The sequence below is a fragment of the Clostridium sp. AM27-28 genome, assembly GCF_003480955.1.
Lineage (GTDB): Bacteria > Bacillota > Clostridia > Lachnospirales > Lachnospiraceae > Otoolea > Otoolea fessa.
In genome coordinates, this window is sequence record NZ_QUJT01000003.1 from 76,197 (window position 1) to 91,440 (window position 15,244).

Consider the following 15,244-nt stretch of genomic DNA (forward strand, 5'->3'; position numbering starts at 1 on the left):
GTCCTATTTCGTTTAGCACTCTTCCAGCACACGCACCGCCCGCTTTATCAGAACACCGGTTAAATGTTTCCGGTATTCAGCGCTGCCGCGCATATTTGAAGATGTCTGAACCTGATCACGGATCCACTTTGCAAGACAGGCTGCTTTCTTCCCGGTCTGCGCCTTGTCCTGATTTTCTCTGATATCAGCATCCGCATCTGCTTTTGTTTCAGCCTTTTGCTTTTCCTCTATAAGCGCCTGTATTGTCTCCGCTGATGCCTCGAACAACACAGCACGCCCCGGACGCGCACCGATGCTAAAACGATATGCTCCATCCGCCCGTTTCGCCGCCGCACAGGTCAGCACTGGAAAATCAGTCTGCGTATTCCGCACGGACTGATAGTGATATACGGCTTTGTCTTTATGGACAATTAATTTGACTAAAATGTCCCGGCCGCCGATCTGTTTTGCAAATTCCACCAACGGCATCCGTCCAGCTTTGTAAAGTTCCACTTCGGTGTCCATCGCCAGGAACATCGTCAGGACATCTGAAAACCCAAACCTGCCATAGATACTGCCTCCGACTGTCGCCAGGTTCCGAAGCTGCACGCCGACGATATGGCGCACCGACTCGCGCATGGCACCGTCTGTGTATGCCGCCAGTCCCGGATGTTCTTCCAGCTGGCGCAGGGTAACCATCGCGCCAATCTCAAATGCATCCTCTGTCTCCTCTATCTGATCCAGCCCCAGCCCTGAAATATCAATCGCGGTTCCTACATTGCCCCGGCTCATCTTCAGCCAGATCATACCGCCTATCACCCGGTTCGCTTTTTTCTGATTCAGCTCCCAGGCTTCCTCCAGGCTTTCTACCCGTTTATATTCTCGAATCGTCATCATAGGTTTTTCCTCTTTTTCATCTATTTCTTAAATAACAAAATTATCCATCTTTTATTATAGCATAAAACATGGTATAATTCCGTTGTTATTTTAAAAATACAACGAGACCCCTTTTTTCAGAAAAGATTAGGAGGATTTGACAAAAACTATGAAACCATCCATCCGTACCTACCTCTGCAACGACGAAAACCATCGTTTCTTTGGCGAAGGTCCTCGTCAGCTTCTTCATGCCATCGATGAAACCGGCTCGCTCCGCTCCGCCGCTCTGTCCATGAATATGGCGTATACAAAAGCACTTCGGATTATCCGCTCCGCCGAAGCCACGCTTGGATTTCCACTGACCGTCCGCACCACCGGCGGAAAAGGCGGCGGAGGCAGCCAGATGACGGCGGAGGCGAGGGAGTTTCTAGCTAAGTATGAGGCATATCGGGATGCATGTACGGAGAGTGGGCAACAATTATATGAAGAATTTTTTTGCAGACGGAAATCTGTTTTTTTCTCTTCTGGAACACAAACGCCCTCTTTCACTTGTTTGCAAAATTCAAACGATGTCCGGATCGCCTGCATCATCATGGCCTCCGGTCTTGGAAAACGTTTCGGCTCAAACAAGCTCATGGCTTCGTTCCACGGTACTCCGCTCATCCACTCGGTTCTGGATGTGACCGGTTCTGTTCCGCTCTTTGCCGATCGTCTCGTTGTGACGCGCTCCCGGGAGGTTCACGATTACTGTCAGTCCCTGGGGATTCCGGTGCTGATTCATACACTTCCCAATCGAAACGAGGCGCTCTGCCTGGGACTTACACACATGTTAAAAAGGCACCCGGATTTATCAGGCTGTCTCTTTGCACTCGGCGATCAGCCGCTTCTGCGTCCACGGACACTGGAACGGATATGCCGACGCTATCTCGAATGCAGAATATCACCAGGTCACTCAAAATCTGTTTTCCCAGATTCTGATTTTTCTATTTTGGAATCAAAATTGCCTCAGAATTCAGGAATTGCAGAAAAATCACCGATCGTACAGCTCTGCAGCGTCCAAATGACGGCTTCTCCCGAACCTTCCGTCTCAACCACCGTCGGAAGCCCGATTCTCTTCGACCGGGCATATTTTGGCGAACTGCTCCATCTGCCGGAAAAAGCTGGCGGAAGCCATGTTCTCCGCCAGCATCCGGACGTTGTCCAGTATGTGACTGCCGAAGTGCCGGAGGAATTGATGGATGTAGACACGCCGGAGGAGCTCAAACGCCTGGAGAATCTGGTAACAATTGAATAAAACTATAAGGACTGACATCACACATGCAGCATGATGCCAGTCCCTTTTTATCAATCTACGTATCACTTTCAGCCATACATTCCATATTTTATAGATGGATCTTATATTTTTATGTACCTATGACCTTTTTCTAATCTTCCTATTTCTTACGCCTCATCCTTCGGCAGCAGCACATTCAGGATAATCGCCATGAAAGCTGCCGGAACGATACCAGATCCGCCGAATACAAGCTGAATTGCTTCCGGCATCTTGGAAAGGATGGTTGCATGTGCACCCATGCCGTAACCAACACCCAGTGCAACAGAGACGATGGTCAGGTTGCGTGAAGTCATCTTCTCTTTCGTGATAAGCTGAATACCGCTAACTACGATCGAAGAGAACATCATAACCGCTGCGCCTCCCAGTACCGACTGCGGCATGATCGAAACGATCGCACCCAGCTTCGGAATCAGACCGCACAGAATCAGGAATACCGCGCCGGTTGCAAGTGCCATGCGGTTGACTACCTTTGTCATCGTAACCAGACCTACGTTCTGGCTGAACGAAGTGTTCGGAAGAACACCGAACAGCGCCGCAATACTGGAACCAAGTCCATCGCAGATAACGCCGCCGGAAAGCTCTTTATCGGTCGCCTCACGGTCCATACCGCCCTCAACGACACCGGAAATATCTCCGACCGTCTCAACAGCGGTTACAATAAACATGATAAGAACCGGCAAAATTGCGCGCATATCAAAGACAATTTTAACCGGGACGATCGGCGGAATGCTGATCCAGCTCGCCTGTGCTACCTTATCCCAGTTTAATACCCATGCTTTGGTATATTCGGTTCCGTCCGCTGCAATGCCCGTGTGAGGAAGCACCAGACCCATGATGAATGCTACAGCATAACCGGCAATAATTCCGACCAGAATCGAGGAAGAACTTAAATATCCCTTCGTTCCGTGCTTCACTGCCAGAATCACAATCAGGACAAAAATAGCAAGCAGCATATTTTCCATGGAACCAAAGTCCTGCGCCGAGCTGCCGCCGCCGAAGGAATTGACGCCGACCCCGATCAATGACAGACCAATCGAAAGAACGACCGTACCTGTTACGACCGACGGGAAAAATCGGCGAAGCGGCTTTAAGAAGCATCCAAGCACACTCTCGAACAGACCGCCGATGATCGAAGCACCCATAATGGCGCCGTACGCTAAAATACCGCCGCCCATCGTAGCCGCCACGCTGTTGAATACACCAATGAAACCAGAGCTGGTTCCCATGATAATCGGAACCTTGCCGCCGACCGGACCAACCGAAAATAACTGCAGCAGCGTGATCAGTCCCGCCACCAACATCGCATTCTGCAGAAGCTCGATCTGCAGCTGTGCCAGATCGTTTCCGCCCGTGATACCACAGGCGCCTGTGATGATCAGAAGCGGTGTCAGGTTACCAACAAACATCGCAAGCACGTGCTGCAGTCCCAGCGGAATCGCCTGTTTTAACGGCATCTTCGCCTCAAACTCATAGGCAGGTCCCGTAAATTTCTTTTCATTTTCCATAGATTTTCTCTCCCTGTACCCAATTTAAAACTACCTTTTTACACAGTTTCCAAAACATTCTCAATTATAAAAAAAAGCATATGAACTGTAAAGATTGTTTTTTCATTTGTATATTATTTTTCATTAAGTAAGTTATAAGTATTACTTATAATTTACTTACCCAGTCCACAATATCACCAAATACCTCTTCCCGGTTGATCTCATGAAACAGTTCATGCCTTGCCCCCGGATAAAGTTGCATCGCCACATTGGTACATCCGGTTTCTTGCAGATCTTCCATCGCGCGCCGCACACCGCGTCCGCCTTCTCCGACCGGGTCCTCCTCTCCCGATATCAGCAGAATCGGCAGATTTTTCGGAATTCCATCAAAGCCTCTCTTCCGCTTCAAATCCAGCATGACCTGGAAAAAATCGACGAATGCCCCATCGGTAAATAAAAACTGGCAGTATGGATCCGCCTCGTATTTTTCATCCTCCTCCGTCACGCGCGACAGCCATTGATGTTCCGTTTTTCCTTTTTCAAAATAGCGGTTATAGCTTCCAAGAACCAGCTGGTGCAGCCGCTCATTTCGTCCATTTCTTCCTTCCAGCCACGCTGCCGCTGCCACGACGGTTCCGCCCAGCCACAAAAGTGGTTCCGGCTGGCTTCCGGTTCCCATGAAAATTGCGCCGTCCAGCCATTCTCCATAATGCGTGATAAAACGGCGTCCAAAAAACGAACCCATGCTGTGCCCCAGAAGAATATGCGGAATGCCCTGAAACTTGTGTTTCGCAAAACGTGCCACCTGCGCCATCGCACCGTTCACGCGGCGGACACCATTTTTCTCCGCGAACTCGCCCAATTCCCCTGGTTTTGCTGTCCGTCCATGTCCCGGATGATCGTGCCCGATGACCGCAATCCCCGCCCGGTTCATCGCCTGTGCAAATTCTTCGTATCTGCCAATGTGCTCGATCATACCGTGCGCCACCTGAATGACCGCCCACGGTGTTTCCTCCGGCTCCCAGCAGATGCCATGGATTCTGCCGCTCCCATCCTGAAATGGAATATAAAAATCTTTGCCCTGTGCCATCCTGATTTCCCCGCTTTCTAAATGCTATATCGAATTATCTCTCTCAACATTGCCTGAAATATTTTTTATTTTCCTGTTTTATTGAAGCATATAATTTTCAGATCCTTTTCATATACAGGATACCACAAAAACACTCTATTATACAATTTTCCCCCCTAAAAAAGAATGTGCCTTGTTGTGTAATAGGGAATTCCCTATTACACAACAAAAGCTCCATCTTTCGACGGAGCTTCTGCAGTCATACGTTTTATATATCGTATGTCATATATTCATGAATCAGTGATTCATTAGTTGTTTGTATACAGAGTAACGAGCTTGTTCAGGTACTGGTATCTAGCCTTTGCCTCTTCCTCGTTCTTTGCATCCAGCGCGCCGGCTCTATCCGGATTCTTCAGAGCCAGAGATGCGTAACGAACCTCACCCTTTAAGAATGCCTGGTAGTCACCTGTCGGTGCCTTGCTGTCCAGAGTGAACTTCTTGTCCTCTGCAGCCGGATTGTAACGGAAGTTGTGCCAGTAACCGCACTCTACCGCCAGTTTCTCCTCGGTCTGAGCCTTGTCCATACCTTTCTTGATACCGTGGTTGATACACGGAGCATAAGCAATGACTAAGGACGGACCCGGATATGCCTCTGCCTCAGCGATTGCCTTAACAGTCTGAGCATAATCAGCACCCATGGAGATCTGGGCAACGTATACATAGCCGTAGCTCATAGCGATGGAAGCAAGATCTTTCTTCTTCACATCTTTACCACCTGCTGCAAACTGTGCAACTGCACCGGTCGGAGTTGCCTTAGAGGACTGTCCGCCTGTGTTGGAGTAAACCTCGGTATCATATACCATGATGTTGATATCCTTGCCGGAAGCAAGTACGTGGTCAACACCGCCGAAACCGATATCGTAAGCCCAACCGTCGCCACCGAATACCCACTGGGATTTCTTAGCGAGGAAGTCTTTGTTCTTCACAATATCCTTGCAGTTCGGGCAGTCGATGCCGTCCAGAGCCTCTACCAGCTTGTCGGTAGCTACGCCGTTCAATGCACCGATTCCGTAAGTATCCAGCCACTCTTTGCAAGCTGCTTTCACTTCATCGGTCGCCTGTTCTGCCGCCATCACAGCCTCAACCTTACCCTTTAAGCCGTCACGGATTGCGTTCTGAGCCAGAAGCATACCATAACCGAACTCTGCGTTGTCCTCGAACAGGGAGTTGTCCCAAGCCGGACCCTTGCCAGCCTTGTTCATGGTGTAAGGTGTGGACGGTGAAGAGTTGCCCCAGATAGAAGAGCATCCGGTTGCGTTGGCAATGTACATACGATCGCCGAACAGCTGAGTAATCAGTTTTGCGTACGGAGTCTCGCCGCATCCTGCACAAGCGCCGGAGAACTCAAGTAACGGCTGTTTGAACTGGCTTCCCTTAACGGTTGTCTCTTTATATTTATCAATGACATCCTGTTTGATCGGAAGTGTCTGACCGTAGTCATAACCCTTCTGAGCCTCCAGATTCTTGTCAAGACTTACCATCGTAAGTGCTTTCTCACCCTTCTTGCCCGGGCAGACATTTGCACAGGAACCACATCCGGTACAATCCAAGGAAGAAATAGTCATCACGAACTTGTACTGCGGCATACCTGTAAGCGGCAGTGTCTTTGTTCCTTCCGGAGCGGCAGCAGCCTCTTCCTCGGTCATCGCGATCGGGCGGATAACTGCGTGCGGGCACACATAAGAACAGAAGTTACACTGGATACAGTTGTCCGGATTCCAAACCGGTACATTGACTGCGATACCACGTTTCTCGTATGCAGCGGAACCAGACGGAGTTGTACCATCTACATAATCGGTAAATGCAGATACCGGCAGGTTGTTACCCTCCTGAGCATTGACAGCAGCCTGAACGGTGTTGACAAACTTAACAACGTCTGCTCTTCCCTCGGTTGCGTGAGTCATCTCAAGTCCCTCGTCCTCGCCGTTCTTCCAGCTTTCCGGAACCTGAATCTCTACAACGTTCTGAGCGCCTGCATCGATAGCAGCCCAGTTTTTCTTAACAACATCTTCGCCCTTACGACCGTAGGTTGCCTTTGCAGCAGCCTTCATCAGTTCGATCGCTCTCTCCTCCGGAATAATATTTGCCAGCTTGAAGAATGCAGACTGAAGGATGGTATTGATACGGGTCGGACCCATACCGGTCTCGATACCCAGTTTAACACCGTCGATGGTGTAGAATTTAATCTTGTGGTCAGCGATGAACTTCTTAACCTGTCCCGGTAAGTGCTGCTCCAGCTCTTCCATGTTCCACGGGCAGTTTAACAGGAATGTACCGCCGTCAACCAGTTCCTGAACCATGTTGTACTTACGGATGTAAGCTGGATTGTGACAGGCAACAAAGTTTGCCTTGTGGATCAGGTAGGTGGATTTGATCGGTTTATGACCGAAACGAAGGTGGGACATTGTAACACCACCAGATTTCTTGGAGTCATAATCGAAGTAAGCCTGTGCGTACATATCGGTGTTATCGCCGATGATCTTGATGGAGTTCTTGTTTGCACCTACAGTACCGTCGGCACCAAGACCCCAGAATTTACAGTTTACAGTTCCTTCCGGAGTGGTAACAAGCGGTGCGCCAAGCTCCAGGGAGAGATTGGTAACATCATCTACGATACCGATGGTGAACTGTTTCTTGGTTGTATTCTCATATACAGCTACGATCTGAGCCGGTGTAGTATCCTTGGAACCAAGTCCGTAACGACCTGTGAAGATCGGAGTCTGATCGAATTTTGTACCCTTTAATGCTGCTACTACATCAAGGTAAAGCGGCTCGCCAAGGGAACCTGGCTCTTTGGTGCGGTCTAATACGGAAATCTGCTTAACTGTATCCGGAATAGCGTCTACCAGTGCGCTGGCTACGAACGGACGGTACAGGCGAACCTTTACAACGCCGACTTTCTTTCCAGCTGCTACGAGGTAATCGATCGTCTCCTCGATGGTATCGTTGACAGAACCCATTGCGATGATAACGTGCTCTGCATCCGGAGCGCCATAGTAGTTGAACAGCTTGTAGTCTGTGCCAATCTTCTCATTGACCTTGTCCATGTATTCCTGAACAATCGCCGGAAGTGCATCGTAGTACGGGTTGCAAGCCTCTCTTACCTGGAAGAAGATATCCGGGTTCTGAGCAGAACCGCGCTGACACGGGTGGTTCGGGTTCAGTGCATTCTTACGGAATGCATCGATTGCATCCATATCTGCCATATCTTTCAGATCTTCATAATCCCAGGTCTCGATCTTCTGAATCTCATGGGATGTACGGAAACCATCAAAGAAGTTAATGAATGGAATCTTGCCCTTGATGGATGCCAGATGTGCAACCGGGGTTAAATCCATAACTTCCTGTACGCTGGATTCACACAGCATCGCGCAGCCTGTCTGACGGCACGCATAAATATCAGAATGGTCACCAAAGATGGATAACGCATGGCTGGCCAGTGCACGAGCAGAAACATTAAATACGCCCGGGAGCTGCTCACCTGCAATTTTGTATAAGTTCGGGATCATCAGAAGCAGACCCTGGGAAGCGGTGTAGGTGGTTGTCAGCGCACCTGCTGCCAGAGATCCGTGTACTGCACCTGCTGCACCTGCCTCAGACTGCATCTCTGTAATCTGAACTGTGTGGCCGAAAATATTGGTTCTTCCGTCTGTTGCCCATTCATCGGTAGCCTCAGCCATCGGAGAAGAAGGGGTAATCGGATAGATAGCTGCCACGTCGGTGTATGCGTAAGAAGCATGCGCTGCTGCGTGGTTTCCATCCATGGTTTTCATCTTTCTTGCCATAATGAATATTCCTCCTATTGATAGTGAATGTATTCAGTAATAAATCTCCCCAAATAGATTGTCCTGGAAATTTACCTGATAATATTATAACAAATTCTCGTCAAAATGCAAATAAATTTGATTTATATCCGGTATTATTTTTCGAACAATTACAAAAAAGCTGTCTACTGTTTTTTCAGATAGTCGGTAAAATCACAAAATATGGAAAAAAACACCGCCAGACGAAGAAAGACTCTCCATCCAGCGGTGCTTTTCATTCAAATGCCGCTTGAATGCCCTTTTATCATTCATTTTTGCAATCTATCTTACAGCACTTTCTATATTTCACCTTAGTTTTGCCTTGGTTTTAATTGCTTCCAGGTCCATTTGCTTCCACAACCGGGTTCGTTTCCTCTGGCTCTGGAGTTGTCTCCTGTGGTCCTTCGTTGGATGCCGCCGCTGTCGTGGTCGGAGCTTTTGTCTCGCCGTCAGGGCTGGACGGTGCCGCTGTGGTTGTCTCATGTGCCGCTGTGCTCTCATTAGCTGCATTTGTCTCAGCTGCGGTGCTCTCTGCTGCCGCCGTTGTCTCCGTTGCGTTGGTCGCTACAGTAGCGGAACTGTTACGTTTGATTTGCGCTGCCTTTCCACGATAGCTGCTATTGTGAAAAAATTCACGACTCACTTCTTTATCATTCTCATAGGTAACCAGATCCGTGGACCAGCGGCTGCCCGGAGTCGCTGCCTTTGTCTGCACTTCCTGACCCGGCTGCAGGGAACCATCCTCGGTATAAACCGCAGACGGCGGATCAATCTCGCCTGTCTTCTCAGAAGACATACGAATCTTGACACCCTCTTTCAGAATCGGAACTCCATACAGTGCGATCGTCAGTTTTCGATCAGATGCGCTGAAGCTTGCCTTGATAGCCAGCGGATATTCCGAGTTGTTGACGAACTTGAAGTCCGGTCCGCCGTAGCTGACTGCCGCATCCTCGCCCGGTGTAACGTAGGACGGCTCGTAGCTGTGTGCGTGGCGCTCCGTACTTTTAAGCCCCGCAAATACAACCGCGTTATATAAGGTCGAAGATACCTGGCAGACGCCGCCGCCTGGCTCCTGGACAACCTCGCCATTTAAGTATGCGGTTGCCGGCTTGTAGCCTTTTTCTTCGGTTCTCGCACCGGTCGTATTGTTAAAGGAAAATTCCTGTCCTGGTTTGACAATCGTTCCGTTTAACGCTGCGACCGCCAGACGGATATTCTCGTTTCGGTTGCTGTTGGAGGTCGTCGTGGTTGTGTAGGTGGACATTGTCTTGTACTTATCCTGTACCGACGAATCCGCTGCGACTTCCTTCGTCTCTGCGGTCAGAACGGCATCAAACTCTTTCTTGTCAATCGCATCGACCATCGCCTGTGCCAGCTTGTCCTGATCGATGACAAGTCCCTTGGTGCCCTCGCTGAACTCAAACTTGCCCGTTTCCTTATTGTAACCGGAGATACCGCCGCTCTTGGCTGCCATGTTCCAGTTTCCGGCAATCAGTGCTGCCTCTGCCTTGGCATCCTCGATCATATTTTCCGTGTTGACTTCATATGTCTCACCCGGTTTCAGATCACTTGCATAGATCTCCTCGAGAAGCTGATCAACTTTATCCGCCATCAGATTGGTGACGTTGGCCTCTTTGTCCTCGTATTTGACCTTCATCTTCCAGTCAAATGAATCAAGGATCGCCTTGCGCGCCTCCTCCTGCGTCATTCCGTAAATATTGACGCCGTTGACGGTCACCGCTCCATCTGCCACGGTACTCTCCTGTACGGCATCCGATTCGGTCGCCCCGCCTGCCGCGCTGCCCCCACCGCACCCGCGGGAGGCAATCGCCGCTATCAGGATAACCGCCAGGACACCGATCACGATCAAAAGGATCTGTGTAATATCCAGACGGTTTCTTCTCTTCTTTTTATAACGCCCGGAAGTATGCCCACTCCGACCGGCTGCCGCCCGGTTCATCGCAGTATCCCGGCGTCCCGTGCTTGTGTGCGCAGCTGTACTTTTTGTATGGCTGGATGTTCCGGACGACGAACGATGCCCGGTACTGCTGTACGAACTCAGCGTTCCGCCCTCCAATCCTCTATGTTCAAAATTCCTTCCTCCTGAAGAATTTCTGTTGTACTCACTCATTTTCCATCACCTGTCCGTCTTTTCCATGAAATTTTATTATATGTGTTTATTTGAAAATATCCCTGCTACAGTATAGCACAATTCCAGGAAAAGAAAATAACATTATTCTTAAATTAACTTATAAATTTTTTTGATCCCCACAACCGTTTCCTGGTACAAATTTCCACAGCCGCTCTGTTTTTTGTATAACGCTTCTTCTTTCAAATATATCTGATGTAAACAATCATTTTTGTTCCCGTTTACACACTGGCAAACTGCAGCGGGTATCTGCCGCATACTTGACTTTTCCATCTAATGCGGGTAGTCTTACAGCAGAAGGAGGTCTGCATCTATGCAGTTAATTGATTTACACGTTCATTCTACTGCTTCGGACGGAACACTCACGCCCACCGAAGTGACAAAGCTGGCGCTCCAATGCGGTCTGACCGCCTATGCGCTGACGGATCATGATACAGTTGACGGCGTTGCGGAAGCCATGCAGGCAGCCGAGAACACCTCCCTGACTGTCATTCCCGGTGCCGAATTTTCCAGTCCTTATGAAGGAAAAGAAATCCATATTCTGGGGCTCTATCTGAACCCGCACTGCCCGGAACTTTTATCTGCACTGCGGCAGGTCCGCGAGATCCGCAACCGGCGCAATGAAGAGCTTCTCGCTTTATTTCAGGCAGATGGATTTCCCATTAAATATGAAGATTTAATTCACGGAAATGAACACACTGTCATCACCCGTGCCCATTTTGCACGCGCACTGCTTGAAAAAGGCTGTGTCACTTCGGTCAGCCAGGCATTTGATAAATACCTCGGGGACGGCAAAAAATATTACCGCCCGAAGCAGATGATTGAGCCGGAGGAAGCGATCCGCCTGATCCGTGTAGCTGGCGGTTTACCAGCGCTCGCACATCCTCTCCAGTATAAACTTGGCTGGAAAAAGACCGAGCAGCTTCTCTCCTATTTAAAAGAAGCCGGAATGATGGGCATCGAGGTTTATTATTCCTCACACTCTCAATCCGACAGTCTTCATTTACGTGAAATAGCTTCCCGTCTCGGTCTGGTCTCCACCGGCGGTTCCGATTTTCACGGTGCCAACAAACCAGATATCCATCTTGGAAGCGGCTACGGCGGTCTGCGGGTTTCTGCACTGCTGCTGGACAACATAAAAGCCCGGTTACAGCAGAAAAACAGCTAAAATGCTGATTTACCCGCTCACGCTTCTATCGGTTCCGTATGTTCAGGCATTTACAATCTATATGAAAACTTCTTCATGAACCTGCTGAACAGACGTCTGTTTATATGTTTACATATGATAGAGCGCCTGCTCAATCCCTTCTTCCGAGACGGACTCCGCCAGTACAGCTTTCATTCCCGCCGCGCTGGCGGTTTTTTCTGTCTTTTCTCCGATACAGACGGCTGTAAATCCGTTCAATGTCTCCTTATCCGGCTGTAAAATATCCAGGAATCCCTGTACCGTCGATCCGCTCGTAAACGTGGCCGCATCGATCGCGCCCTCTTTTAGGAGTTCACGGATGCGCTCTGCAAGCGGCGATTCCTCCGGCGTGATCGTATCGTAAAGTGTCACATCCATATAGGATATTCCGACAGCTTCAAATGCCTGCGTCAGTTCCGGCGAACCATGTCTGGCGCGCAGGATGCATACGCGTTCGTTCTGCTTCACCTGTTTTGCCAGCCCTTTTCCAAGATCCGCCGCATAAAAGCGCTCCGGAATATAATCTGGGTAAATGCCGTGTTCCCGGCAGACGGACGCGGTTCCCTCGCCGATCACAGCAAAACGCAGATGGGAAAGGCTTCTGAAATCTTTCTGCATCTGGTTCAAAAGCGCAAAGAAATATTGCGCCCCTGCCGGACTTGTGAGCACCAGCCAGTGATACGATTCCAGATTCCGAACCAGTTCATACAGTTTTTCTTTATCCGCTGTGCCAGCATCCGCTTTTTCTGATTTTTTCCAGACCGGTTTTAACTCAATCGTCGGAAATTCCAGCACCTCCGCTCCGGCATCGCGCAGATGTTCCGCCAGCTTCTGGCTGCGCTCCTTCGGGCGGGTAATCACGATCCGTTTTCCTGCCAACGGCTTTTCTTCTCTCCATGCACACGTATCAGCAAGCGCACAGACCTCCCCGATCACAAGGATGGCAGGCGCCTTGACGCCCTGACGCACACCCTCTTCCGGAAGTGTCTGCAGGGTTGCGCGGATCATTCTCTGGGACGCAAGGGTTCCGTTCATCAGAAATGCCGCCGGCGTCTCCGGTTTCATTCCCGCATTCAGAAGCCCCTCACAGATCCTCGGCGCATTCGCAACACTCATCAGAAAAATTAAGGTGCCGCCGACCCGAGCAAGTGCCTCAAAATCCAGAGCCGGCATGCCCTCCATACGATGTCCGGTAATCACATGAAACGATCCCGCCAATCCGCGGTGCGTCACCGGGATGCCAAAATATGCCGGAACTGCCAGGCTGGAGCTGATACCTGGAACCACCTCAAACGGGATCTGATGTTTCTTTAAAAATTCAGCTTCTTCGCCGCCGCGTCCAAAGACGAACGGATCCCCGCCCTTGAGGCGCACGATCGTTCCGCCCTTTTTCGCTTCCTCTAATAAAATTTCTAAGATTTCTTCCTGCTTCTTCGAATGGCGTCCACTCCGTTTACCAACGTCAATTTTCCGCGTATGCTCCGGAATCCAGCCCAGTACCGCGTCGCCTGCCAAAGCGTCGTAGACGACGGCATCCGCCTGCTCCAGAAGTTCTCTGCCGCGCAGGGTAAAAAGCCCTGCATCGCCAGGACCCGAGCCGATAAGGTAGACTTTCCCCAGCGGAGACAGTGCAGGCTTTCCCGATAACTGTTCCGCCAATTTTCTTCCAAGCTCCGCTGCTTTCTCTGCCTCCCCCTCAATGGAACCAATACGGACTTCTCCCGTTTCTTCCTTATAATAAAGACCTCTCAGCTTGATTTTTCCATTTTCAAGCACCGCCGAAGCTGCCGTCGGCGACGAACATCCGCCTCCAAGCGTGGCGACAAAGCCCTGTTCTGCCCTGGTTAAAACCGCAGACTCCTCAGAGTGAACCATTTTCACAAAAGGGATCTCCCGGTCACGCCGTCCCTGGATTGCCAGAATACCCTGTCCTGCTGACGGGATCATTTCCTCCACAGAAAAATAACGGCTGATGCGATCTGCAAATCCCAGACGAATCAGCCCCGCCGCTGCCAGAATCAGCGCATCATATTCGCCAGAATCGAGCTTTCGCAAACGCGTGTTCAGGTTGCCTCGGATCCCCTTAAATTCTGCATCCGGGAATAATCTCTGCCCCTGTAGAACGCGGCGGCGGCTGGAAGTTCCGATTACCGGGTGTGCCGGAAGCTCGGATAAGCCTTCACGCAGAACCAGCACATCGCGGCAATCTTCGCGCTCTAAAAGCGCCAGCACCGGCAGCTCCTCCGGCGGACAGAGCGGCATATCTTTTAAGGAATGAACTGTCAGCTCGCACCGCCCTTCATAAAGCGCCTGATCCAGCTCTTTTACAAACAATCCCCTGCCGCCAACCGCATCAAGTGGACGGTCAAGCACCTTGTCTCCCGTCGTTTTCATCGTGATCAATTCAAATCCTGTCTCCGGACAGACATTCTGCATCGCTGCGATCGCCATCTTTGACTGAACAACTGCCAGCGCACTGTCGCGGCTGCCTACGCGGATCCTATTTTTATCTGTCAATTTTTAATCTCCTCTATAAAATATATTAAGTATCTTCTACCTCTGCCTCCGCCAGCACGCGGCGTACTTCTTTTGCCACACGATGCGTCAATCCCGGATCCGCTCCGCCAGAAATCAATCCGGCTGTCAGTTCTCTGCCCTGGGCGATCGCCGGGAAATAAAACTCTGACTGACTTTTATCGGAAGCCATATTAAACCAGACGGAATGGTTCGACGCATCCTCCTTGATCCGTGCATCCGTCCCCGTCTGCCCGGTCGCTGCCAGCGCCATAAAAAAGTTTTTTTCCTGCCAGATCGTATCACGAACTTCCTCATAGGTTTGTTCAATCAGACGGATTTTCCGTGAATCCGCCAGCTTCCGTACCTCTTCCGAAGTGTTCGGTGCAATCACCGTGATCGCTGCGCCAAATTTTTCCAGCACGCCGACCCGCCTCGATGCCACACTTCCAGCTCCCACAACCAGCACCTGCCGATCTGTCATGTCTATAAAAATCGGAAAATAGGACATTTCTCTTCTCCCACTATTTTCGTTTGGTAACTGTTCAGTGCCTTCACAGTCACGCGCAATAAATCCGCAGACCTACTGAACAGTTACTTCGTTTGTTTCTATGCCACCGGAATTGATTTCATCTCTTCCAGACTGCATTTCTGTATTATTATAAAGTGTCGCATTTTATAAATCAAGCGTGAGGCAGATCTATTTTTCATTTTAGAACCTCTTTTGTTTCTGTTCACGGGTAGGCACTTTTGGAACCGAAAGTGCCGTAAGAAAACGTGGTGGCAGCAGG

Annotated in this window: 9 protein-coding genes; 2 read left to right on the plus strand and 7 right to left on the minus strand. The window is 50.0% G+C overall.

Translation table 11 applies throughout. The annotated features are described in order from the left end of the window. Positions 1-12 precede the first annotated feature (12 nt). Positions 13-876 carry an FAD binding domain-containing protein gene (locus tag DW720_RS04890; protein ID WP_118749304.1) on the minus strand — a complete coding sequence of 288 codons (864 nt, stop codon included), beginning with the start codon at positions 874-876 and terminating at the stop codon, positions 13-15. Positions 877-1,024: 148 nt separating this feature from the next. Between DW720_RS04890 and DW720_RS15700 the strand changes: the two genes are divergently transcribed. Then, positions 1,025-2,149, plus strand: coding sequence for an NTP transferase domain-containing protein (locus DW720_RS15700; RefSeq protein WP_182436515.1), 1,125 nt, complete (start codon positions 1,025-1,027; stop codon positions 2,147-2,149). A gap of 146 nt (positions 2,150-2,295) precedes the next feature. On the opposite strand, the gene DW720_RS04900 is transcribed toward DW720_RS15700, so the two are convergent. From DW720_RS04900 to DW720_RS04915, 4 genes are all read right to left on the minus strand, one after another. Then, complete coding sequence (locus tag DW720_RS04900; protein WP_106999933.1) at positions 2,296-3,693, minus strand: nucleobase:cation symporter-2 family protein; 1,398 nt, start codon at positions 3,691-3,693, stop codon at positions 2,296-2,298. A 145-nt stretch (positions 3,694-3,838) separates the two neighbouring features. Then, positions 3,839-4,762 carry an alpha/beta hydrolase gene (locus DW720_RS04905; protein ID WP_106999934.1) on the minus strand — a complete coding sequence of 308 codons (924 nt, stop codon included), beginning with the start codon at positions 4,760-4,762 and terminating at the stop codon, positions 3,839-3,841. 287 nt (positions 4,763-5,049) lie between these two features. Beyond that, complete coding sequence (gene nifJ, locus DW720_RS04910) at positions 5,050-8,586, minus strand: pyruvate:ferredoxin (flavodoxin) oxidoreductase (protein ID WP_118749305.1); 3,537 nt, start codon at positions 8,584-8,586, stop codon at positions 5,050-5,052. Between the two features lie 346 nt (positions 8,587-8,932). Continuing rightward, positions 8,933-10,735, minus strand: a complete 1,803-nt coding sequence (locus tag DW720_RS04915; protein ID WP_182436516.1) for a VanW family protein — start codon at positions 10,733-10,735, stop codon at positions 8,933-8,935. Between the two features lie 331 nt (positions 10,736-11,066). Between DW720_RS04915 and DW720_RS04920 the strand changes: the two genes are divergently transcribed. Beyond that, the gene (locus DW720_RS04920; protein WP_117795479.1) at positions 11,067-11,921 is read left to right on the plus strand and encodes a PHP domain-containing protein; all 855 of its coding nucleotides are present in this window, start codon (positions 11,067-11,069) and stop codon (positions 11,919-11,921) included. 108 nt (positions 11,922-12,029) lie between these two features. Here DW720_RS04920 and hemC read toward each other — a convergent pair whose 3' ends face one another. Both hemC and DW720_RS04930 read right to left on the minus strand, forming a co-directional pair. Continuing rightward, entirely contained in the window at positions 12,030-14,456 is a 2,427-nt protein-coding gene (gene hemC / locus DW720_RS04925; RefSeq protein WP_243099699.1) for a hydroxymethylbilane synthase, read from the minus strand. A 25-nt stretch (positions 14,457-14,481) separates the two neighbouring features. After that, the gene (locus DW720_RS04930; protein WP_118749306.1) at positions 14,482-14,964 is read right to left on the minus strand and encodes a bifunctional precorrin-2 dehydrogenase/sirohydrochlorin ferrochelatase; all 483 of its coding nucleotides are present in this window, start codon (positions 14,962-14,964) and stop codon (positions 14,482-14,484) included. Positions 14,965-15,244: the final 280 nt, after the last annotated feature.

Bases quoted from the DNA above. Each gene is read 5' to 3' on its own strand.
- DW720_RS04890 (WP_118749304.1), bottom strand. From the start codon at position 876: ATGATGACGATTCGAGAATATAAACGGGTAGAAAGCCTGGAGGAAGCC.
- DW720_RS15700 (WP_182436515.1), top strand. From the start codon at position 1,025: ATGAAACCATCCATCCGTACCTACCTCTGCAACGACGAAAACCATCGT.
- DW720_RS04900 (WP_106999933.1), bottom strand. From the start codon at position 3,693: ATGGAAAATGAAAAGAAATTTACGGGACCTGCCTATGAGTTTGAGGCG.
- DW720_RS04905 (WP_106999934.1), bottom strand. From the start codon at position 4,762: ATGGCACAGGGCAAAGATTTTTATATTCCATTTCAGGATGGGAGCGGC.
- nifJ (WP_118749305.1), bottom strand. From the start codon at position 8,586: ATGGCAAGAAAGATGAAAACCATGGATGGAAACCACGCAGCAGCGCAT.
- DW720_RS04915 (WP_182436516.1), bottom strand. From the start codon at position 10,735: ATGAGTGAGTACAACAGAAATTCTTCAGGAGGAAGGAATTTTGAACAT.
- DW720_RS04920 (WP_117795479.1), top strand. From the start codon at position 11,067: ATGCAGTTAATTGATTTACACGTTCATTCTACTGCTTCGGACGGAACA.
- DW720_RS04930 (WP_118749306.1), bottom strand. From the start codon at position 14,964: ATGTCCTATTTTCCGATTTTTATAGACATGACAGATCGGCAGGTGCTG.